At 69.4% G+C, this 22097-nt stretch carries 18 protein-coding genes; 12 read left to right on the plus strand and 6 right to left on the minus strand.

Going from position 1 to position 22097, the window contains the following annotated elements:
• Positions 1–66 precede the first annotated feature (66 nt).
• The 4 genes from BCR15_RS08880 to BCR15_RS08895 are packed head-to-tail and all read left to right on the plus strand — an operon-like array spanning position 67 to position 3978.
• Complete coding sequence (locus BCR15_RS08880; protein WP_068751847.1) at positions 67–1209, plus strand: ABC transporter substrate-binding protein; 1143 nt, start codon at positions 67–69, stop codon at positions 1207–1209.
• Positions 1209–2096 (plus strand): ABC transporter permease, encoded by an 888-nt coding sequence (locus BCR15_RS08885; protein ID WP_068751848.1) that lies wholly within the window; start codon positions 1209–1211, stop codon positions 2094–2096. The genes BCR15_RS08880 and BCR15_RS08885 overlap by 1 nt, the downstream gene beginning before the upstream one ends.
• Positions 2093–2917, plus strand: coding sequence for an ABC transporter permease (locus BCR15_RS08890; protein WP_068752011.1), 825 nt, complete (start codon positions 2093–2095; stop codon positions 2915–2917). The genes BCR15_RS08885 and BCR15_RS08890 overlap by 4 nt, the downstream gene beginning before the upstream one ends.
• The gene (locus BCR15_RS08895) at positions 2914–3978 is read left to right on the plus strand and encodes an ABC transporter ATP-binding protein (RefSeq protein ID WP_068751849.1); all 1065 of its coding nucleotides are present in this window, start codon (positions 2914–2916) and stop codon (positions 3976–3978) included. The genes BCR15_RS08890 and BCR15_RS08895 overlap by 4 nt, the downstream gene beginning before the upstream one ends.
• Before the next feature lie 52 nt (positions 3979–4030).
• Here BCR15_RS08895 and chvE (BCR15_RS08900) read toward each other — a convergent pair whose 3' ends face one another.
• The 4 genes from chvE (BCR15_RS08900) to chvE (BCR15_RS08915) form a co-directional block, all read right to left on the minus strand.
• Positions 4031–5179 (minus strand): multiple monosaccharide ABC transporter substrate-binding protein, encoded by a 1149-nt coding sequence (gene chvE, locus BCR15_RS08900; RefSeq protein ID WP_256094523.1) that lies wholly within the window; start codon positions 5177–5179, stop codon positions 4031–4033.
• Positions 5180–5420: 241 nt separating this feature from the next.
• Positions 5421–6596, minus strand: a complete 1176-nt coding sequence (gene mmsB / locus BCR15_RS08905; protein WP_068751850.1) for a multiple monosaccharide ABC transporter permease — start codon at positions 6594–6596, stop codon at positions 5421–5423.
• Complete coding sequence (gene mmsA, locus BCR15_RS08910; RefSeq protein ID WP_068751851.1) at positions 6596–8134, minus strand: multiple monosaccharide ABC transporter ATP-binding protein; 1539 nt, start codon at positions 8132–8134, stop codon at positions 6596–6598. Before mmsA ends, mmsB begins: the two co-directional genes overlap by 1 nt.
• Positions 8135–8209: 75 nt before the next feature.
• Positions 8210–9361 carry a multiple monosaccharide ABC transporter substrate-binding protein gene (gene chvE, locus BCR15_RS08915; RefSeq protein WP_068751852.1) on the minus strand — a complete coding sequence of 384 codons (1152 nt, stop codon included), beginning with the start codon at positions 9359–9361 and terminating at the stop codon, positions 8210–8212.
• A 301-nt stretch (positions 9362–9662) separates the two neighbouring features.
• On the opposite strand from chvE (BCR15_RS08915), the gene BCR15_RS08920 reads away from it, so the two are divergent.
• Positions 9663–10883 (plus strand): TIGR04053 family radical SAM/SPASM domain-containing protein, encoded by a 1221-nt coding sequence (locus BCR15_RS08920; protein WP_068751853.1) that lies wholly within the window; start codon positions 9663–9665, stop codon positions 10881–10883.
• A 116-nt stretch (positions 10884–10999) separates the two neighbouring features.
• Positions 11000–11857, plus strand: a complete 858-nt coding sequence (locus BCR15_RS08925) for a Gfo/Idh/MocA family protein (RefSeq protein WP_228383360.1) — start codon at positions 11000–11002, stop codon at positions 11855–11857.
• Between the two features lie 192 nt (positions 11858–12049).
• Here the strand turns inward: BCR15_RS08925 and BCR15_RS08930 are convergent, their stop codons facing one another.
• Positions 12050–13408: an MFS transporter gene (locus BCR15_RS08930; protein ID WP_078919952.1), complete on the minus strand. Its 1359-nt coding sequence runs from the start codon at positions 13406–13408 to the stop codon at positions 12050–12052.
• A 146-nt stretch (positions 13409–13554) separates the two neighbouring features.
• Between BCR15_RS08930 and BCR15_RS08935 the strand changes: the two genes are divergently transcribed.
• From BCR15_RS08935 to BCR15_RS08950, 4 genes are all read left to right on the plus strand, one after another.
• The gene (locus tag BCR15_RS08935) at positions 13555–13797 is read left to right on the plus strand and encodes a DUF6458 family protein (protein ID WP_068751854.1); all 243 of its coding nucleotides are present in this window, start codon (positions 13555–13557) and stop codon (positions 13795–13797) included.
• A gap of 189 nt (positions 13798–13986) precedes the next feature.
• Entirely contained in the window at positions 13987–15273 is a 1287-nt protein-coding gene (locus BCR15_RS08940; protein WP_068751855.1) for a citrate synthase, read from the plus strand.
• 180 nt (positions 15274–15453) lie between these two features.
• On the plus strand, positions 15454–17295 hold the full coding sequence (locus tag BCR15_RS08945; RefSeq protein ID WP_068751856.1) for a glycoside hydrolase family 127 protein: 1842 nt from the start codon (positions 15454–15456) through the stop codon (positions 17293–17295).
• An 81-nt stretch (positions 17296–17376) separates the two neighbouring features.
• Positions 17377–19176, plus strand: coding sequence for an ABC transporter ATP-binding protein (locus BCR15_RS08950; RefSeq protein WP_068751857.1), 1800 nt, complete (start codon positions 17377–17379; stop codon positions 19174–19176).
• Here BCR15_RS08950 and BCR15_RS08955 read toward each other — a convergent pair.
• On the minus strand, positions 19166–19864 hold the full coding sequence (locus BCR15_RS08955) for a Crp/Fnr family transcriptional regulator (protein WP_068751858.1): 699 nt from the start codon (positions 19862–19864) through the stop codon (positions 19166–19168). The two genes, BCR15_RS08950 and BCR15_RS08955, sit on opposite strands and share 11 nt — an antisense overlap.
• A gap of 122 nt (positions 19865–19986) precedes the next feature.
• On the opposite strand from BCR15_RS08955, the gene BCR15_RS08960 reads away from it, so the two are divergent.
• The gene (locus tag BCR15_RS08960; protein WP_068752014.1) at positions 19987–20211 is read left to right on the plus strand and encodes a heavy-metal-associated domain-containing protein; all 225 of its coding nucleotides are present in this window, start codon (positions 19987–19989) and stop codon (positions 20209–20211) included.
• Positions 20212–20222: 11 nt separating this feature from the next.
• Positions 20223–22064, plus strand: a complete 1842-nt coding sequence (locus BCR15_RS08965) for a heavy metal translocating P-type ATPase (protein ID WP_068751859.1) — start codon at positions 20223–20225, stop codon at positions 22062–22064.
• Positions 22065–22097 lie beyond the last annotated feature (33 nt).

Genomic DNA, 22097 nt, shown 5'->3' on the forward strand with positions numbered 1-22097 from the left:
GTTCTCCGGCGCGCCCTAGCGTGCGGCGGACGGGCCAACCCGGCCCCCGAACAGAAGGAACCATCCATGAGTGGAATCCGCACGGCCGCCCTCGCGGGCCTGGCCGCAGTGTCCCTGGCGCTCACCGCCTGCGGTGGTGCCGCCCCCGCCGCCGAGACCTCCGATCCGGCCTCGACGGGGTCGGCCGGCGTCGACGCCGCGACCGCGACGTCCGCCGCCGACTTCGGCGGGATGGAAGGGCTGATCGCCGCCGCGCAGGCCGAGGGCCAGCTCAACGTCATCGCGCTGCCGCACGACTGGGCCAACTACGGCGCCGTCATCGAGGGCTTCAAGGCCAAGTACGGCATCGAGGTCAACGAGCAGTCCCCGGACGCCTCCTCGAAGGAGGAGATCGCCGCCGCCGACGCCAACAAGGGCACCGACAAGGCGCCCGACGTGTTCGACCTCGGCACCAACGTGGCGCTGGAGTCGACCGACTACTTCGCGCCCTACCAGGTGGAGCGCTTCGCCGACATCCCCGAGGACCAGAAGGACCCCGAGGGCCTGTGGGTCTCCGACTACACCGGCGTCATGGTGGTCGGCTACAACAAGACCAAGTACGGCGAGATCACCTCGCTCGACCAGCTGACCGATCCGCAGTTCGCCGGGTCGGTGGCCCTCAACGGCAAGCCCGCCGAAGCCGGCGCCGCGTTCAACGGGTTCCTCCTGGGCGCGCTCGCCAACGGCGGATCGTTCGACGACCTGCAGCCCGGCCTCGACTTCTTCGCCGAGCTCAACGACGCGGGCTCGCTCAACCTCACCGACGTCACCCCCGGCACCATCGAATCCGGGGAGCACGGCGTCGTCTTCGACTGGTCCTACAACATGGTTCCCGTCGCCGACCGCCTCGCCGAACAGGGCGTCGAGTGGGCGACGTTCCTGCCCGAGGGCATCGCGCTGGGCTCGTACTACAAGCAGGCCGTCAACAACGACGCCCCCCACCCGGCGGCCGCCCGCCTGTGGCAGGAGTACCTGTTCTCGGCGGAGGCGCAGAACCTCTGGGCCGAGGGCGGCGCCGTGCCGGTGCTGAACCAGGTGTTCGCCGACGAGTTCTCCGACGAGGCCAAGGCCGCGGCGCCCGCCGTCGAGGAACTGCTCGCCCCCACCGCCGAGCAGGCCGAGGCGGCCACCGCGTTCCTGCAGGCCAACTGGGACGCCACGATCAGCTGATGTCGACAGTGGTGGCGGGCGTGGCCACGCCCACGAGACGCGTCGCGCGGACCGCCCGCGACGCCGCGGTCACGCTTCCCTTCTTCGGGTACCTCGCCGTGTTCCTGCTGCTCCCGACGCTCATCGTGGTGGTGGGGGCGTTCCGGAGCCGCGACGGCGGGTTCACGCTCGACGGGGTCGCGCGGCTGGTCACGCCCGCCACCGCCCAGATCTTCCTTACCACCGCGTTGGTGAGCGCCGCCTCGGCGATCGCGGGTGCCGTCGTCGGGGGCGTGGCCGCCTACGCCCTGTCGACGGTGCCGCTCACGTCTCCGCTGCGCCGGATCTACACGGCCGTGTCGTCGGTCCTCGCGCAGTTCGGCGGCGTGATGCTCGCCTTCGCGTTCATCTCGGTGCTGGGCAAGAACGGCCACCTCACCCGGCTGCTGGCCGGCGCGTTCGGTGTCGCGGTGCCGGGCGACCTGCTGACCTCCGTGCCGGGGCTCATCCTCGTGTACTGCTACTTCCAGGTGCCGCTCATGATCATCGTGTTCCTGCCCGCCGTCGACGGGCTGCGTCAGGAATGGCGTGACGCCACCGAGAACCTCGGCGGATCGACGTGGACCTTCTGGAGCCGGGTCGCGGGACCCATCCTGCTGCCGAGCTTCCTCGGCAGCTTCCTCCTGCTGTTCGCCAACGCGTTCTCCGCCTACGCCACCGCGGCCGCGCTGATCTCGCAGCGGACGATCATCGTGCCCATGGCCATCGAGGGCGCCATCCGCAACGAGAACGACACCGGCATGGACGCCTACGCCCAGGCGCTCGCCGCGGGCATGATCGTCGTGGTCGGGCTGGTGATGGCCGGGTACGCCGCGCTGCAGCGTCGCGCGGGTCGGTGGACCCGGTGAGCCGGGCCGTCACCCGCCGGCGCCGCCAGCGCGCGCTGCGGATCGCGGTGCTGGGCGTGGTGGGGGTGTTCCTCGCGTATCCGCTGTACGCGCTGTTCGAGTTCTCGATCCGGTTCCCGCTCACGGGGGCCTACTCCGTCGACGCCTGGACACGGCTGTTCGGGGCCGGCGACGGGGCCCGCCTCCAGCCGCTTTACACGGGCCTGGTCAACTCGCTGCTCATCGCCGTTCTCACGCTGAGCCTCATGTTCGCGCTGCTGTTGCCGACGATGGTGTGGGTGCGGTTGCGGCTGCCGCGGCTGAACCGGGTCGTCGAGTTCCTGTGCCTGCTGCCGCTGACGCTGCCCGCCATCGTGCTCGTGGTGGGGCTGGTGCCGGTGTACCGGTTCATCGCGACCCGCCTGCTGGACACGCACGCCGTCTGGCTCAGCTTCGCGTACGTGGTGTTGGTCCTGCCCTTCGCCTACCGCGCCCTCGACGCCGGCCTCTCCGCCATCGACGTCCGCACGCTGGTCGCGGCGGCCCGCTCCCTCGGCGCCTCCTGGCCCACCGTCGTCGCCCGGGTGCTGCTGCCCAACCTGCGCGGCGCCGTCGCCTCCGCCGCCTTCATCTCGATCGCTGTCGTGCTCGGCGAGTTCACGATCGCGCGGATGCTCGCGCGCGAGAACCTCCAGACCGGCGTCATGCTGGTCAACCAGGCGGCGCCGCAGGTCGCGGCGGCGGTGTCGCTGCTCACGCTGCTGTTCGGGATTGCGCTGCTCGTGGGGCTGAGCTACATCACCAACCGTGCCCACCGCCGACCACGCAGGAGAGACTCATGACACCCACCCCCGGCGCCGTGGCCGTCGAGCTGCGGGCCCTCCGGCGCTCGTTCGGCAGCGTCGTCGCGCTCGACGACCTCGACCTAGACATCGCGCCTGGCGAGCTGGTCGCCCTCCTGGGCCCCTCCGGCTGCGGCAAGACGACGGCGCTGCGCGTCCTCTCCGGCTTGGAGGAGGCTGACTCGGGGCAGGTGCTGGTGGGCGGCCGCGACATCACGCACGTGCCGCCGAACAAGCGCTCGATGGCCATGGTCTTCCAGAGCTACTCCCTGTTCCCGCACCTCACCGCGGCGGGCAACATCGACTTCGCGCTGTCCCTGCGACGGGTGGATCGCGCCCGGCGGCGCGGCATCATCGACCACCACCTCGACCTCGTCGGGCTGGGCAGCCACCACGACCGCTTCCCGACGGAGTTGTCCGGTGGCCAGCAGCAGCGGGTCGCACTCGCCCGCGCGCTGGCGTCCAACCCCGAGGTCCTGCTGCTGGACGAACCGCTGTCGGCGCTCGACGCCCAGGTCCGGGTGCAACTGCGCGACGAAATCCGGCGCATCCAGCTGGAGCTGGGCACCACGACGCTGTTCGTCACCCACGACCAGGGCGAGGCGCTCGCGATGGCGGATCGGGTGGGCGTGATGCGCGCCGGACGACTCGAGCAGATCTCCGCGCCGCGGGACCTGTACGAGCGGCCGGTCAACGAGTTCGTGGCGCAGTTCATCGGCTCCACCAACCGCATCCACGGGAGGGTGAGCGCCGGGCACGTGCGGGTGCTGGGGGAGTGGCTGCCCGTGCTGCCGGGATCGCCGACGGAGGGCGCGGGGGTCGCGCTGGTGCGGCCGGAGCGGTTGTCGGTGACGCCCGCCGTGCACGCGGCCGACGAGCGGGGCTTCGAGGGCACCGTGCGGCAGGTCTCCTTCCTGGGCGACCATGCCCGCGTCTACGTGACGCTGCACGACGACACCGAGTTGCAGGCGTTCGTCCATTCCCGGGACACGCACGGACTCGGGTTGGGGGAGCGCGTGCTGGTCGCCGTCGACAAGGCGCCCGTGCTGGTGACCGCCTAGACGCCGATGGCCCGGCCCCCCCTGGGGAGCCGAGCCATCGTGGGAGTCTGGGTCAGGCGACGCCCGCGTCGATCTCCTCCTGCGTGAGGTAGCCGGTGTCGACCAGCGCTTCGGTGATGTTGTCCTGCGTGACGGTCACGACGTCGAGCAGGTAGGACGGGACGACCTTCACACCGTTGTCGTAATCGGTGGTGTTGTTCGCCTCGGGCTCCTCGCCCGCCAGCAGGTCCTGGGCGGCCGCCACGGCCTGCTCGGCGAGCAGTCGGGTGTCCTTGAAGATCGTCGAGTACTGCACGCCGTCCTGGATCAGCTTGGTGGACGCGATCTCGGCGTCCTGCCCGGTGACGACGGGGAAGCCGTCCTCGACGGTGCCGGAGTAGCCGTTGTTCTGCAGGGCGGTGATGATGCCGCGGGCCAGGCCGTCGTTGGCCGACAGCACGCCGTCGACCTTCTTGTCCTGGTAGTGGGCCGTCAGGAGGTCCTCCATGCGCTTCTGGGCCTTCTCCTGCTGCCACCCGAGCGTCGCGGCCTGGTCGATGCTGGTCTGGCCGGAGACGACGGTGAGGGTGCCGTTGTCGATCTCGGGCTGTAGGACGCTCATGGCCCCGTCGAAGAAGAAGTGGGCGTTGTTGTCGTCGAGCGAGCCGGCGAACAGCTCGATGTTGAACGGGCCGTCGCCGCGCTCCTTGAGGCCGTCGATGAGGGACTGGCCCTGGGCGACGCCGACCTTGAAGTTGTCGAACGAGACGTAGAAGTCGACGTTCTCGCTGTCGCGGATCAGGCGGTCGTACGCGATGACCTTGATGCCCTGGTCGGCTGCCACCTGCAGCTGCGGGGCCAGTGCGGTGCCATCGATGGCGGCGATGATCAGGACGTCGGCGCCCTGGGTGATCATCTGGTCGATCTGCTGGGACTGGGTGGGGATGTCGTCGTTGGCGAACTGCAGGTCGACGGTGAAGCCGGCCTCCTCGAGCTGCGACTTGACCGCGTCGCCGTCGGCGATCCACCGCTCCAGGGTCTTCGTCGGCATCGCGACGCCGACGGTGCCGCCCGCGCCCGCCTCGCCAACGGCGCTGGAGGTCGCGGCCGCACCCGTGCTGTCAGGGTCAGGGGTGCTGCCCGCGCCGCCACCGGCGCACGCGCTCAGGGTGAAGGCCATGGCCGCGCTCGCGGTCAGAGCCAGGAGCTTCCGCATCTTCATACATCCTCCTCGGGATGATCTGGGTCCGGAACGGCCACACGCCGCCCCCAGGAAGCAAGAGGCGCCACTGGCAACTACTCCATCGACTGGGCAGGACAACTTTGTCTCTCACTTGAACTAAATCCTGTCATGCGCACCATGTGTTGTCAAACGCCGCGCGGGGGCGCGACCGGCAACACGCCGTGGACGCGACACGGCGCCCGGGGCCGAAGCCCACGGGCGCCGCGACGACGTCGTGCTATCAGGCCTTGGCGGCCGCCGCCCGACGCTTGTTCCAGATGTCGAACGCAACCGCCAGCAGCAGCACCAGACCCTTGACGATCTGCTGGATGGACGTCTGCACGCCCATCAGCTGCATACCGTTGCTCATCACGGCCATGACCAGGCCGCCGATCATGGCGCCGATCACGGTGCCGACGCCACCGGTGACGGCAGCGCCGCCGATGAAGCACGCCGCGATCGCGTCGAGCTCGAACATGTTGCCCGCGGCCGGCTGGGCGCCGTTGGTGCGCGACGAGAACACCACGCCGGCGATGCCGGTGAGGAGGCCCATGTGCACGTAGACCCAGAAGATGGTCCGCTTGACCTTGACACCCGACAGCATGGCCGCGTTGATGTTGCCGCCGATCGCGTACACGTGACGGCCGTAGATGCTGTTCTTCGCCAGGAAGGAGTAGGTGATGATCAGCACCGCGAGGACGATCAGCACGATCGGGAAGCCACGGGCCGTGGCCAGCTTCCACGCGAAGAACATCACGACGACGGCGACCGCGGCGAGCTTGGCGACGAACAGCGCGAGCCCCTCGACCTCCTGCTCGTAGCGGATGCGCGCCCGGCGGCTGCGCCACTGCGTCCAGGCGAAACCGGCCACCGCGAAGACGCCGATCAACAATGTGAACAGGTCATATCCATAGCCGCCCAACAATCCGTTGAGGAAGCCGTTGGCGATCTGCTGGTACTCCGACGTCATGGGCGACAGCGACACCGAACCGAGGACGAGGAACGTCATGCCGCGGAACAGGAGCATGCCCGACAGCGTCACGATGAAGCCCGGGATGCCGACGTAGGCCACCCAGAAGCCGTGCCAGGCGCCGATCGCCAGGCCGACCAGCAGGCCGGCGATCACGCCGACGTACCAAGGCATGCCTTGTTTGATGATCAGCGTGGCCGACACCGCGCCCACCAACGCCACCACGGAACCCACCGACAGGTCGATGTGCCCCACGACGATGACGAAGAGCATGCCGATGGCCAGGATGAGGATGTAGGAGTACTGCAGGATCAGGTTGCTGACGTTGGTCGGGTTCAGCAGCGTCCCGCCCGTCAACACCGTGAACAGCAGGACGATCGCCACGAACGCGATGACGATGCCACTCTGGCGTAGGTTCTTGGAGAAAAGGTCCTTGACGGTGGCCATCACGCGGCCTCCCTTTCTTTGGTCATGAGCTTCATGAGGCTCTCCTGGGTCGCCTCTCCACGGGGGAGCTGGCCGGTGATCCGGCCGAAGGCCAGAGTGAAGATGCGGTCGCAGATGCCGAGCAGCTCGGGCAGCTCCGACGAGATCACGACGACGGCTTTACCGGCGTCGGCGAGCGCATTGATGATGGTGTAGATCTCGTACTTGGCGCCGACGTCGATACCGCGCGTCGGCTCGTCGAGGATCAGCACCTCGGGGGCGGTCATCATCCACTTGGACAAGACGACCTTCTGCTGGTTGCCGCCGGAGAGCTGGCCGACGACGTTCATCACCGTCGGGGTCTTGATCCGCATCTCCTTGCGGTACCGCTCCGCGTTCTTGATCTCCTCGTTCGAGTTGACGACGCCGTTGCTGGCGATCTTGTCCAGCGAGGCCGCCGAGATGTTGCGGCGGATGTCGTCGATCAGGTTCAGCCCGTACCGCTTGCGGTCCTCCGTGGCGTACGCGAGACCGGCGTCGATGGCGTCGGCCACCGAATGCAGGTGTACCTCCTTGCCGTGCAGGAACAGCCGCCCGCTGACCTTGCGGCCGTAAGCCCCACCGAAGAGGCTCATCGCCAGTTCGGTGCGGCCGGCGCCCATCAGGCCGGCGATGCCGACGATCTCACCCGCGCGGACGTCGAAGGACGCGCTGTCGGACACCTTGCGGCCGGCGACGGTGGGGTGCAGGACCGTCCAGTCCTCGACCCGCATGATCTCCTCGCCGATGTTCGGCGTGTGCTCCGGGAAGAGGTTGTCCAGCTCGCGGCCGACCATGCCCTTGATGATCCGCTCCTGCGTCATCTCGGGGCCGCGGTCGATGGTCTCGATCGTCATGCCGTCGCGGATCACCGTCGTGGCGTCGGCGATGGCGGTGATCTCGTTCAGCTTGTGCGAGATCATGATCGACGTGATGCCCTGCTCCTTCAGATGACGCAGCAGGTCCAGCAGGTGGGCCGAGTCCGTGTCGTTGAGGGCGGCGGTCGGCTCGTCCAGGATGAGCAGCTTCACGCGCTTCGAGAGCGCCTTGGCGATCTCCACGAGTTGCTGCTTGCCGACGCCGATCTGGTTGATCGGCGTGATCGGGTTCTCGTCCAGCCCCACGCGGGCCAGGAGCTTCGCGGCCTCCGCGTTGGTCTTGTGCCAGTTGATCCGGCCCTTCTCCACCTGTTCGTTGCCGAGGAAGATGTTCTCCGCGATCGACAGCAGGGGAACCAGGGCGAGCTCCTGGTGGATGATGACGATCCCGGCATGCTCCGAGTCGTTGATCGATGAGAACGTGCACTCCTTGCCCTCGAAGACGATGTCGCCCTCGTAGGTCCCGTGCGGGTAGACCCCGGACAGCACCTTCATGAGGGTCGACTTGCCCGCGCCGTTCTCGCCACAGATGGCGTGGATCTCGCCCCGCTTGACCTCAAGAGTCACGTCCGAGAGCGCCTTGACGCCGGGAAACGTCTTGGTGATGTTGCGCATCTCGAGGATGGTCTGGTTGTCGCTCATGCGTCGCCTTTCGGAAATGTGACTTGGCGACGATGGCCCGGCCCCTGAGGAGCCGGGCCATCGTGGGTGCCTGGATCAGGCAACGCCTGCGTCGATCTGCTCCTGGGTCCAGTAGCCGGTGTCGACGAGCGCTTCGGTGATGTTGTCCTGCGTGACGGTCACGACGTCGAGCAGGTAGGACGGGACGACCTTCACACCGTTGTCGTAGTCGGTGGTGTTGTTCGCCTCGGGCTCCTCGCCGGCCAGCAGCGCCTGCGCGGCGATGACAGCCTGCTCGGCGAGCAGTCGGGTGTCCTTGAAGATCGTCGAGTACTGCACGCCGTCCTGGATCAGCTTGACGGAGGCGATCTCGGCGTCCTGGCCGGTCACGACCGGGAAGCCGTCGTCGACGGTGCCGGAGTAGCCGTTGTTCTGCAGGGCGGTGATGATGCCGCGCGACAGGCCGTCGTAGGCCGACAGCACGCCGTCGATCTTCTTGTCCTGGTAGTTCGCGGTGAGGAGGTCCTCCATGCGCTTCTGCGCGGTCTCCTGCTGCCAACGCAGCGTGGCGGCCTGCTCGATGTCGGTCTGGCCGGACACGACGGTCATGGTGCCGTTGTCGATCTCAGGCTGGATGACGCTCATGGCGCCCTTGAAGAAGAAGTGGGCGTTGTTGTCGTCGAGCGAGCCGGCGAAGAGTTCGATGTTGAACGGGCCCTCGCCGCGCTCCTTGAGGCCGTCGATGAGGGACTGGCCCTGGGCGACGCCGACCTTGAAGTTGTCGAACGAGACGTAGAAGTCGACGTTCTCGCTGTCGCGGATCAGGCGGTCGTAGGAGATGATCTTGATGCCCTGGGCCGCGGCGTTCTCGAGCTGCGGGGCCAGTGCGGTGCCGTCGATCGCGGCGATGATGAGGACCTTGACGCCCTGCGTGATCATCTGGTCGATCTGCTGCGACTGGGTCGGGATGTCGTCGTTGGCGAACTGCAGGTCGACGGTGAAGCCGGCCTCCTCGAGCTGCGACTTGACGGCCTCGCCGTCGGCGATCCACCGCTCAGAGGTCTGGGTCGGCATCGACACGCCGACGGCGCCCCCTGCCTCGCCGCCCGCGGGCGCGCTGGCGCTGGCGGAGTCGGTCGACCCGGAGGTGGGCTCGGTGGTGCTGCCTGCGCCGCCGCCACCGCATGCGGTGAGGGCGAAGGCCAGAACCATGCCCGCAGCCGCGGTCATGAACTGCTTCATCTTCATTCGTTCCTCCTGAGAACGGTAAAGAGGTGACGGACGGCTGTCGACCGCCCGAGGGGTCGCATCGGGTGTGCGAGGCGAAGCGCGATGCGCGCGTGACCTGACCTCGGGCAATGAGTTCTCGACGATCAGGACGGCGTTGTCTCTCCGTTGGCCTGAGTCTGTCCCCGGGTGATAGCGCTGTCAACCGAATCGGGGGGTGCAGATGGTTGCAAAATGATAACGATCGTCGGGTGCCTCGAAACAGTGTCGACTAGGCCGGGGCTGGGGCGGATGCCGAAACGACGTTTCGTAGTATGTCCGGGTGACGCCGCACCCCAAGACCCATCCGCACGAGGCCCGCAAGGGGGTCGTGCGCACCCTCCACCACGACGCCGGCGAGCGCCCGCACGTCCTGGTGTGGGAGGTCACGCGCGCCTGCCAGTTGGCCTGTCGGCACTGCCGCGCCGATGCCTTCACGCGCGCCGACCCTCGGCAACTGACCACCGAACAGGGCAAGGCGCTCCTGGATGACTTCGCGGCCTACGGCACCCCCAAGCCGATCGTCATCCTGTCGGGGGGCGACGCGTTCGAGCGCGACGACCTCGAGGAGCTGATCGCCTACGGCACGTCGATCGGGCTGCCGATCGCGCTGTCGCCGTCGGTCACCCCGCTGCTCACCGACGAGCGGCTGGCGTCGGTGCGGGAGGCCGGTGTCAAGGCGTTCTCCCTGTCGCTCGACGGCGCCACCCCCCAGACCCACGACTCGTTCCGCGGCATCGACGGCACGTTCGCCGACACCATGGCCGCGGCCGAGCTCGTCGTGAAGCATGGCTTCCGGTTCCAGGTGAACACGACGATCTGCCGCAACAACCTGCGCGAGCTCCCGGCCCTGCTGAAGCGGACCATGGAGATGGGCGCGGGCATGTGGTACGTCCTGTTCCTCGTCCCGATGGGCCGCGGCTCAAACCTGGAGCCGCTGGATCCCGAGGAGATGGAGGACGTGCTGCACTGGCTGCACGACGTGTCGGACCGGATCGCGGTGAAGGTGACGGAGGCGCCGAACTACCGGCGCGTCGCGATCCAGCGCGACGACGCCCGCGCGGCGGGGGAGCCGCTGCCGGTGCGCGGCGAGTTGCACGCGTGGCTGACGGCGGAGACGGAGGCCCTGCTTGGTGAGGTCCTTGAGCGTCGCCCGCCGCGGCCGCCGATCGGGGTCAACAGCGGGCGCGGGTTTGCGTTCGTCGACCACATCGGCGACGTCTACCCGTCGGGCTTCCTCCCGTACCGCTGCGGGTCGGTGAAGGAGCAGTCGTTCCGGGAGATCTACGCCGAGGCTCCGATGATGAAGGCTCTGCGTGACCCGTCGTCGTACGCCGGTAAGTGCGGGGTGTGCGAGTTCAACTGGATCTGCGGGGGATCGCGGGCCCGGGCGCATGCGATGGTGGGCGACCCGCTGGCGTCGGATCCGACGTGCGTGTACCAGCCGGCGGCGTGGGTCGCGCAGCATGAACAGCAGGACAACTCGGACCTCGCGACCGTATAGGGCCTCGGAGGGCCAGTTCGACGGCGCGTCGTGCCGGTGCGCCGGGGAGGGATCTGGTCGCGTACGGCGGTGGGGCGTCTTGTGTGTCGCTGGTGTGCGCGGCGGGCTCAGAGGAGGTGGCCGTAGCCGAGCGCGACGAGGTTCGCCCGCGACATCGCCAGCGACTCGAACGGGTCGCGGCCGTAGGGTCGTCCTGCTCGACCAGAAGGTGCCGTCGCCTCAAGGAGATCGTCGAGGCGGGCGAGATCGGCGCCATCCGCCGCTCCACCTGGACCATCACCACCTGGTGGCGTCCGCAGGGCTACTACGACTCCAGCGCGTGGCGCGCGACGTGGGGCGGCGAGGGTGGCGGCGTTCTCGTCAACCAGGCCCCCCACCAGCTCGACCTGTGGCAGTGGATCTGCGGAGTCCCGAAGACCGTGGTGTCGAAGCTCGGCTATGGCGTCAACCGCGACATCGTCGTCGAGAACGAGGTCACCGCCCTGGTCGACTACGGCGACGGCGTGACCGGCACCTTCATCACCTGCACGTACGACATCGCGGGCACCGACCGGCTGGAGATCCTGGGCGACGCGGGCAAGATCGTCGTCGAGGACAGCAAGCGAGCCGTCGTGACCCGCCTGCGGAAGCCCGAGGCGGAGCTCAGCGCGGGCATGGACATGGCCGACGTGATGCGCCTGTTCACCGGCGAGGTCGACCTCGACACCCTGTACTCGCAAGAGACGCTCGAGTTCGAGTCCGCGTTCGGCAGCCAGCACGCCGACGTCCTGGAGAACTTCGCGCTCAACGTCATCGACGGCACCCCGCTCCTGGCGCCCGGTGCCGACGGCATGCACGGGGTCCGGTTGGCCAACGCGATCCACCTGTCCAGCTGGAAGGGCGCCGAGGTGCCCATCGCCTTCGACGGCGACGAGTACCTTGCCCTGCTGAACGACCGCATCCGCGAAGAGGGCAAGTTCCCCGAGCGCGGATGACAGCGCGGGACCACCACCGACACGAATAGCAGGCGAACTGATGCGTCGCGCCCCTGAAGGGCGTCGGGACCGAAGTTCGACGGCGTGTCGTGTCGGGGTGAGGGCCGGCGGATCGCGCGGTGGCTCAGGTGGGGCGCTGGTCTGGACGGTCGGTTGTGTGGCCGGGCGGCGGCTCAGTGGGCGGGCGGCGGCTCAGTGGGCGGGCGCCGTCGAGCTCGGCGCCACGCGGGCCGGCTGCTTGACGAAGAGGGCGACGAGGAACCCCGCCAGCAGGACGAGCACCACGCCGAGGATGCCCCAGTACTGCGCCGACTCCTCCGCGGACCCCGTCACCGCGACACCGACCGCGATCGCCAGGCCGAACATCGTCGGAGCCAGGAAGCTCACCGCGCGCCCCGTAGTGGCGTAGAGCCCGAACATCTCGCCGCTCATGCCCTCGGGGATCAGGCGGGCCAGGAACGACCGGCTGGCGGACTGCGCCGGGCCGACGAACAGCGTCATGCCGAGGCCGAAGATCCAGAACACGGTCTTGCCGCCGTCGTGGAGGAAGAAGATGCCCAGGCCCAGGCCGACGAGCATCGCCAGCGACACCAGGATGACGGTCTTGGGGCCGAGCCGGTCGTCGAGCAGGCCGAACAGCATCGTCGCGACGCCGGCCGTGACGTTGGCCACGACCCCGAAGATGACGACCTCGCCGAACGTGAAGCCGAAGGTGCCGGCCGCCAGGACGCCGCCGAACGTGAACACGCCGGCCAGCCCGTCGCGGAACAGTGCCGAGGCGATGAGGAAGAACAGGGTGTTGGGGTTGTCGCGCCCGACCCTGGCGATGGAGCGGAACAGCTCGCGGTAGGAGCCGACGATGCCCAGCGACGGCGGCACGTGGTCGGGCCGCCGGTCCTTGATGGCCAGGAAGATCGGGACGGTGAACATGACGGTCCACGCGCCGCAGATGAGCATGGCGAAGCGGACGTCGTCGGGCGTGAAGTCCGAGCCGAGGACGCCGATGATGACGAGCAAGATCGTGATGCCGCCGAGGTAGCCCAGCCCCCAGCCCAGCCCGCTGACCCGGCCGACGTTGGCCGGCGTGCTGACCTGGTCCAGCGCCGCGTAGTAGTTGACGTTGGCGATCTCGGAGACGACGTTGCCCGCCCCCAGCAGCACGGCCCCCAGCAGGAAGTACTCGGGGGCCGGGGCGACGAAGTACATGGCCGCGCAGATCGCGGCCAGCAGCCACGTCTGCCACCGCAGGTGGAACATGCGCTTGCCGGTGCGGTCCGCGCCCTGGCCCAGCACGGGAGCGAGCAGCGCGATGAGCAGGCCGGCGGTCCCGGTGGCCCAGGCGAGCTTCATCGTCACCTCGTCCTTGTCCCCGAAGGCGGAGCTGGTCAGGTAGACCGAGAAGACGAAGGTGGTGATGACGGTCGCGAACGGCTGCGTCCCCCAGTCCCACAGGGCCCAACTGAAGACCTTCCGGCCTGGGGCCCGGGTGGGGGACAGCGCGCCGGTGCGGGGTGCGGCGTCGTCGACGGCGGGGGGCTCGAGGGTGCTCACGCGAGCAATGTAGGCCGTGCCGGTGAACGTCGGGAGTCATCTCCCTAAACGGGGATGGTCAGATTGGGCTGGTGAGTCGTGTTTGAACCCGGCCCGCCAGGGGTAGTGTCCGAAACGAGAACCTTGACCCCCCAAGGAGGGCAATCATGCGTATCGGATCTTCCGTCTTCCTCATCGCGCTCGGCGCGATCCTGACGTTCGCCGTCGAGGCCGACATCCCCTATGTCAGCCTCGACCTCGTGGGGTACATCCTGATGGCCGCCGGCCTGATCGGCCTCATCTGGGCGCTCATGGCGCAGAACCGCAGCCGGACCACCGAGACCCGGACCGTGCACGATCCGAACACCGGCGAAACGGTGCGCCGTTCGGAGTCATCCGAAGGGATCTAACCCCCACCAGACCAGCAGCCCCTCGCCCACCCGCCCCCGGTGGCCGAGGGGCTGCTTTGTGCGCTCCCCACAACCGGAGTGGACTTCAATCAGAGGTTCCCTCCAGGGTTGTATGGTGGGGGCGCACGCCAGTTTTTGTAGACACGACGGCGCCCACGATGGTCGCCGGGACCAAAGAAAGGCAATCGCATGACCGACAGCGGAGTCCTCAAGTACGGGGATCTCGAGCTCGAACTGCCGATCGTGGAGGCCACGCAGGGCAACAACGGATTCGACATCAGCAAGGTGCTGGCCAAGACCGGCGCCACGACGCTGGACCCCGGCTTCGTGAACACCGCATCGTGCACCTCGGCGATCACGTTCATCGACGGTGACCAGGGCATCCTGCAGTACCGCGGGTACCCGATCGAGCAGCTGGCCGAGAAGGCGACCTTCATCGAGGTCGCCTATCTGCTCATCTACGGGGAGCTTCCGACGCAGGAGCAGCTGGACGAGTTCCGGCTGAAGATCTCGCGCCGCATGATGCTCGACGAGCGCATGCGCGAGCTGTACCGGTGCTTCCCGCGCGGGGCGCACCCCATGCAGGTGCTGGCCGCCGGCGTCATGGCGCTCGGCTCCTTCAACCGCGACACCTTGTCCGTGCACGACTCCGCGCAGGTGGAGGAGGCGTCGCTGCGTCTGCTCGGCTCGATGCCGACGCTCGCTGCGTACGCGTACAAGAGCTCGGTCGGGGAGCCGTTCCTGTACCCGCAGACCAAGCTGGGCTACGTCGAGAACTACCTGCGCCTGTCCTTCGGGACCCCGCAGGAGGAGTACGAGATCGATCCCGCGATCGTGCGCGCGTTCGAGACCCTGTTCATCCTGCACGCGGACCACGAGCAGAACGCCTCCACGTCGACGGTGCGGCTGGTCGGATCCGCGGACGCGAACATCTACGCGTCCATCAGCTCCGGCGTCAACGCGCTGTCGGGCCCGCTGCACGGCGGCGCCAACCAGGCCGTGCTCGAGATGCTGGCGAGGATCCACGACGAGGGCCTGGATATCAAGGAGTTCGTGTCGCTGGTCAAGGACAAGAAGTCGGGCGTCAAGCTCATGGGCTTCGGACACCGGGTCTACAAGAACTACGACCCGCGCGCGAAGATCATCAAGGGCCACGCCGACGAGCTGCTGCGCAACTCGGGCCGGAGCAACCGCCTGCTCGAGATGGCGCTGGAGCTGGAGGAGACGGCGCTCAACGACGAGTACTTCATCGAGCGCAAGCTGTACCCGAACGTCGACTTCTACACCGGCCTGATCTACGAGGCGATGGGCTTCCCGGCACAGCACTTCACCGCGCTGTTCGCACTGGGCCGTCTGCCCGGCTGGATCGCGCAGTGGCGCGAGCAGCACGCGGACCCGACGCGCAAGATCGGCCGCCCGCGGCAGATCTACGTCGGCGAGACCAAGCGCGACTACGTGCCGATCGCCGAGCGCTGATCAGTCGAGCCACGCGGCGGGCCCGTCCCCTCGGGGGCGGGCCCGCCGCTGTGTCATCGACGCCTCGCGTGGGGCGAGCGAAGGCGTCCGCGTGCGCCGGGGAAGTTCACGGGCAAGCCCTTGACCCGACTATGTTCGACGCGCCAGGATTGAGTCGTTTTCATCGATGAAAGGTCGAGCGTGACCGTCCCCCTCGTCGCTCCCGCGGCCCCGCGCCGCGCTGGCAGCCGAAGCCCCCTGTCGCTCACCGCGGTCCGCCTGGATTCCGGCTCCCGCCTCGGCGCCTGGCAGCAGAGAAACGCCGCCGCGACCATCCCGCACTGCATCGGCCAGCTCGAGGAGGCCGGCAACCTGGACAACTTCCGCCGTGTGATCGGCGAGTCCGAGGCCGAGTGGCGAGGCTTCTGGTTCGCGGACTCCGACGTCTACAAGACCATCGAGGCGGTCGCGTGGGAGATCGCCCGGACCGGCACCACCGACTTCGACTCCTGGCTCGACGACGTCATCGGGCTCGTGGCCCGCGTCCAGGAGGCCGACGGCTACGTCATGACCTGGATCCAGGGCGTGCACCCCGAGAAGAGGTTCGCCGAGCTCGACTGGACGCATGAGATGTACGTGCTCGGGCACATGGTCCAGGCCGCCGTCGCGCTGGCCCGAGCGGGCCGCACCGACCTCCTCGACCTCGCGGTCCGCTTCGTCGACCTCGTCGACGCCACCTTCGGACCGGGTGCTGACCAGGTGGGCTACTGCGGCCATCCCGAGCTGGAGACTGCGCTGGTGGAGCTCTACCGCCACACTGGCGAGCGCCGCTACCTCGACCTCGCCCGCCATCAGCTGGATCACCGAGGCTCCGGTCTGCTGAAGGTGGGCTCCCTGGGCGCGCGCTACTTCCAGGACCACGCGCCTGTCCGCGAGTCGCAGAGCGCGGTGGGACACGCTGTCCGCCAGCTCTACCTCAACGCCGGCGTCACCGACCTGGTCCTGGAGGAGGGCGACCAGTCGCTCCTCGAAGCTATGCGCGCCCAGTGGGACAGCGCGCACCACCGCAAGATGTACCTCACCGGCGCGTTCGGGTCGCGGCATCGCGACGAGGCCTTCGGCGACGACTACGAGCTCCCCTCGGACCGCGCCTACGCCGAGACCTGCGCCACCATCGCGGACCTGCACTGGAACTGGCGGATGTACCTCGCCGAGGGTGGCGCCCGCTACGCCGAGACCATCGAGCGCGAGCTGCACAACGCGCTGGCCGCCTCGCTGGACGAGACCGGCACGCGCTTCTTCTACTCCAACCCGCTGCAGCTGCGCCCGGACCGCTACTCTGAGGAGAACGCGCCCCGCGAGCGGACCCCCTGGTACGCCTGCGCCTGCTGCCCGCCCAACATCGCCCGCGTCTTCGCGCAGCTGAGCGGCTACGTGGCCTCCGTCGACGGCGACGCCCTCGCGATCCACCTCTACACCGGCGCGGAGATCGACGTTCCCGATGCCCTGGGCGGCGGCACCGTGACGGTGCGCACCAGCTACCCCGACGCCGGCCGCGTCGAGATCGCCGGCCCCGCCGGGCTGCCCGTCGCGCTCCGCATTCCCACCTGGGCGGCTGACGCCACCGTCGACGGCGCCCCGGTCGCCCCGGAGGCCGACGGCTACGCCCGGCTCACCCTGACCAGCCGGCCCAGCGTCCTCGACCTCCCCATGACCCCGCGCTGGACGCAGGCCAACCACCGCGTGGACTCGGTGCGCGGCTGCGTCGCGCTCGAGCGAGGCCCCCAGGTCTACTGCGTCGAGCAGGTGGACCTCTCCGAGCAGATCCGCCTCGACGACGTCGTCGTCGACCCCACCCAGCCGCCGCTGGAGTCCGACGGCGGGCTCCGGATCGCGGTGACCCCACGGCGGGAGGTGGGCCCGCTCTACGGCGCGCCCTCCACCGCCCCCACCGGGGAGCCCGTGACCGTGCGGGCCATCCCCTTCCACACCTGGGGCAACCGCGCCTCCGGTGCCATGCGCGTCTGGCTACCGGCTTCGTAAGACCCTCCGCTCCCCGCGATGCCGGGTGAGGGCCCACGCGGTCAACGCGGGTAGAGTGCCACGTCGAAGGAGTGACCGCACGTGCGCAGCATCGCCAAGATCATGGCCACAGCCCGAGAGCTGTGGCCGCTCTACCTCACCGTCGTCATCGGGGCCGTCGCCACCTCCGCGACCGCCCTGCTGACCCCGTTCGTCATCGCGCGGGCCACGGACACGGTCATCGACATCGCGGAGGGCCGCGGCGGCACCGTCGCCGACCTCATGTGGCTGGCGGTGATCCTGCTGATCATCGCGCTCGCGAACTCGGCGATCACCAACGTCTCCGGCTACTTCGGCGACCTCATGTCGGTCAGACTGCGCGCCATCCTCTCGGCGAACTACTACCGCAAGCTGCTGCGCCTGCCGCAGCGCTACTACGACAACGAGCTGACCGGCACCATCATCTCCCGGCTCAACCGCTCCATCACGTCGATCACCGACTTCCTGCAGACCTTCAGCAACGGATTCTTCCCCACCGTCATCACGCTGCTGGCCGTGCTCGTCATCACCGCCTTCTACTCCCCGTGGCTGAGCGTGCTGCTCATCGTCATCTACCCGACGTTCGTGTGGCTGACCGCGCTGACGTCGAAGAAGTGGCAGGTCTGGGAGAAGCAGAAGAACGACCACTACGACATCTCCGGCGGCCGGTTCTCCGAGGTCATCGGGCAGATGCGGGTGGTGAAGTCGTTCGTCACCGAGCGCCGCGAGCTCGACTCGTTCCGCGGGCACTACCGCGACGCCGTCGACCTGACCCGCCGCCAGTCGCGGTTCTGGCACACCATGGACATGTGGCGCCGCGGAGCGCTCGATCTGGTGTTCTTCGGCATCTACGCCATCATCTTCTGGCAGACCGCGACCGGCCAGTACAGCGTCGGCACCATGGTGCTGCTCATTCAGCTCACGACGATGGCGCGGATGCCGGTGACGTCGATGAGCTACTGGGTGGACATGACGCAGCGGGCGGTCGCGGGCAGCCTCGAGTACTTCAAGGTGATGGACGAGGCCGACGAGCCGAACAACCCGCTCGAGGCGGCGCCGTCGGCGGAGGTGCAGTGGGTCGACTCCGACCCGGTGGTGGAGTTCGACGACGTGAGCTTCGGCTACGGCGACGGCGACGACCTGGTCCTGCGCGACATCGATCTAACGGTCAACCGCGGCGAGCGCATCGCGTTCGTCGGTGAGTCCGGCGGCGGGAAGACGACGCTGGTCAACCTCATCATGAAGCTCTACCCGGTGACGTCTGGCACCGTGCGCGTCCACGGCCAGTCGGTCGACGACGTGCCGACGGCCGAGCTGCGCCGCGAGATCGGCGTCGTGTTCCAGGACGCCAACCTCTTCTCCGGCACCATCCGGGAGAACATGGCCTACGGTCAGGACGACGTCACGGACGAGCAGCTGGCGGTCGCGGCGCGGCGCGCCAACGCGATGACGTTCATCTCGCACCTCCACGGCGGCTTCGACACGGAGATCGGCGAGCGGGGCATCAAGCTGTCGGGCGGGCAGAAGCAGCGGCTGTCGGTGGCCCGCGCGCTCCTCAAGGACGCGCCCATCCTCATCCTCGACGAGGCCACCAGCTCGCTGGACACCAAGTCAGAACGCGCCGTGCAGGCCGGGCTCGAGGAGCTGATGGAGGGCCGGACGACGCTGATCATCGCGCACCGCCTGTCGACCATCTCGACGGTGGACCGGATCGTCACGCTGCGCGACGGCCGCATCGACGAGATCGGCACCCCTGCCGAGCTCGCCACTACCGGCGGCATCTACGCCGAGCTGCTGGCGCTGCAGGGCTCCACCCGCAAGGCGGACAAGGCCCGCCTGCTGCGCTACGACATCACCCAGTAGCGCCGCCCGCGCGGCGTTCGAGTTCGTCGGGGTCGCGGACCACGATCCGGCGCCCGGCGGGCAGCGCGATGATGCCATCGTCGGCGAGCGCGCGCAGCCGTCGGCTCAGGGTCTCCGGGGTCGTCCCCAGGTAGCTGGCGACATCCTTCTTCGCCATCGGCAGTTCCACGACGGCGCCGTCGTCTCCCCGGCGGGCGGGGAGGTCGAGCAGGTACGCGGCGATCCGGGCCTCGACGTCGGCCCCACCGAGGGCGGCCAGCATCCGCTCCGCGGCTGCAAGCCGCTCGGCCTGGACCTGCAGCATCCGCACGGCGATGTCCGGGTACCGCGCCACCAGGCCGGCGAGGTCGGCGTGGTCGAAGGCGCACACGACGACGTCGGTCTCCGCGATCGCGTGGTTCGCCGGCCGCCGGCCCAGGATGAACGACGCCTCCCCGACGACATCGCCGGGACCCAGCACGCGCAGCACTCGCTCGTGGCCGGTGTCCATCAGTTGCGACACCCGGACCCGGCCCTCGTGGATCACCAGCAGCCGACGCGCCCGGTCCGACGGGGTCAGCAGGAACTGCCCGGCGGCGGCTCTGACGGGCCGGGCGAAGCCGGCCACCTCGCTCTGCTGTCGCGGGTCGAGCCCCCGGAAGACGGGGACCCGGGCGACGCAGGTGTCGCCGTCGCGGTGATCGGTCATGGGCCCAGCCTGCCAAACCCGGCGGCGGGGAGGGCTTGATCCACGTCAAGGAGCCCCGCGTCGCGCCGCCGTACGGTCGAATCGTCGCCGCCGTCGGGGCGGCCCGATCCGAGGAGGAGACCATGTCCACCACCCACACCACGCTGCGTGCCGAGGGGTTCAGCTGCCCCAGCTGCGTCGCGAAGATCGAGAAGTCGCTGGCCGCGCTACCCGGCGTCAGCGCCGCGACGGTGCACTTCGCGTCCTCGCGCATCGAGGCTGACCACGATCCCGACCGGACCACCGTCGACGACCTCGTCGCCGCCGTCGCCCGGGCGGGCTACACCGCACGTCCGTCCGCATTCTGAGGGGGTTCGCCATGATCACGGTGCATCGACGGTGGGCGGTTCCCGCCGTCGCCGGCGCCCTCATCGCGGCGTCGTGGGTCGTCGACGCGGCCGCCGGCGGGCACCCGGCGGGGCGGTGGCTGATGCTGGCCGCCGCCGTCGTCGCCGGGGTGCCGGTGGCACGGTCCGCGGTCCGCGCGGTGCGGCTGAGGACGGTCGGCATCGACCTGCTGGTGACCGTCGCCGCCGCGGGGGCCGTGGCGATCGGCAACTACTGGGAGGCGGCTGCCGTGACGACGCTGTTCGCCATCGGCCATGCGCTGGAGGACGCCACGCTCGCCCGGACCCGGTCCGCGCTGGCCGAGCTCGTGGCCCTGGCGCCGGACGTCGCGACGGTGGTGCGCGACGGCACGCAGGTGACGGTCCCTGCGCGCGAGGTCGCGGTGGGGGAGACGGTCGTCGTCAAGCACGGCGCCCGGGTCCCCGTCGACGGGGTGGTCCTCACCGGCCGGGCCGCCGTCGACGAGGCGGCGATCACCGGGGAGTCGATCCCGGCCGAGAAGGCGGAGGGGTCGACGGTGTTCGCTGGCACGGTGGCCGTCGACGGGTTCGTCACGGTGCGTGCCGCCGGCGTCGGTGCCGACACGACGCTGGCGAGGATCGTCCACCGCGTCGAGGAGGCTCAGGACGCCAAGGCGCGCACGCAGCAGTTCATGGAACGGTTCTCCCGGTGGTACACGCCCGGCATCATCGTGCTGGCGCTGGTGATGGGGATCGCGACCCGGGACCTCGAGCTCGCGCTGACGCTGCTGGTCATCGGCTGCCCGGGGGCGCTGGTGATCTCGGTCCCGGTCGCGCTGGTCGCGGGGATCGGCCGCGCCGCCCGCGACGGCATCCTCATCAAGGGCGGCGAGTTCCTGGAGACGGCCGCACGCGTCGACACCGTCGCGCTGGACAAGACGGGGACGCTCACGACGGGCCGCCCGGAACTGACCGACGTCGTCGCCCGGGGCGACTGGTCTCCGGACGAGGTGCTGGGCTGGGCGGCCCGGGCCGAGGCCGGCTCGGAGCACCCGCTGGCCCGGCCGGTCGTCGCTGCGGCGCTGGCCCGGGGCCTGGCGGTCGGGGCGGTGCCCGACGACGTGCGCGCGGTCCCGGGCCGGGGGATCGTGGCCACGGTCGACGGGCGCGAGGTCGTCGTCGGCACCCCGGAGCTCGCCGCCGGAGCCAAGGACCAGTGGGCGGAGCAGGCGTCGGCCCGGCTGGCCGAGGAGGGCCGCACGCCGCTGGTGGTGGCGCTCGACAGCGCGGTCATCGGCGCGATCGGCGTCGCCGACGGCATCCGGCCCGAGGCGGCGGCCCTGGTGGCGGCCCTGCGGGGAGTGGGGGTGTCGCGGGTGCTGATGCTCACCGGCGACCAGGCACGCGTCGCGTCCGCGGTCGCGGGACGGGTCGGCATCGCGGACGCCCGAGCCGGACTCCTCCCCGAGGAGAAGCTCGACGTCGTGCGGGCACTGCAGGCCGAGGGCCGCGTCGTCGCGATGGTGGGCGACGGCGTCAACGACGCCCCGGCGCTGGCGCTCGCCGACGTCGGGATCGCGATGGGTGCGGCGGGCTCGGCGGTCGCCGTCGAGACGGCGGACATCGCGCTGATGACGAGCCGCCTGGACCGCATCCCGCAGGCCATCGGTCTGGCGAAGCGGACGGCGCGGGTGATGCGGCAGAACATCGCCATCGCGCTGGTGACGGTCGCGCTGCTGCTCGCCGGTGTGCTGGTGGGTGGTGTGACGATGGCGATCGGGATGCTGGTCCACGAGGCGTCGGTGCTCGTGGTGATCGCCAACGGCATGCGCCTCCTCCGCCCCACGCGCTGACCGGGCCCGGGCGGCCCGGCGTCCGGCGCCCGG

It is taken from the genome of Tessaracoccus lapidicaptus (assembly GCF_001693815.1).
Classification (GTDB): Bacteria; Actinomycetota; Actinomycetes; order Propionibacteriales; family Propionibacteriaceae; genus Arachnia; species Arachnia lapidicapta.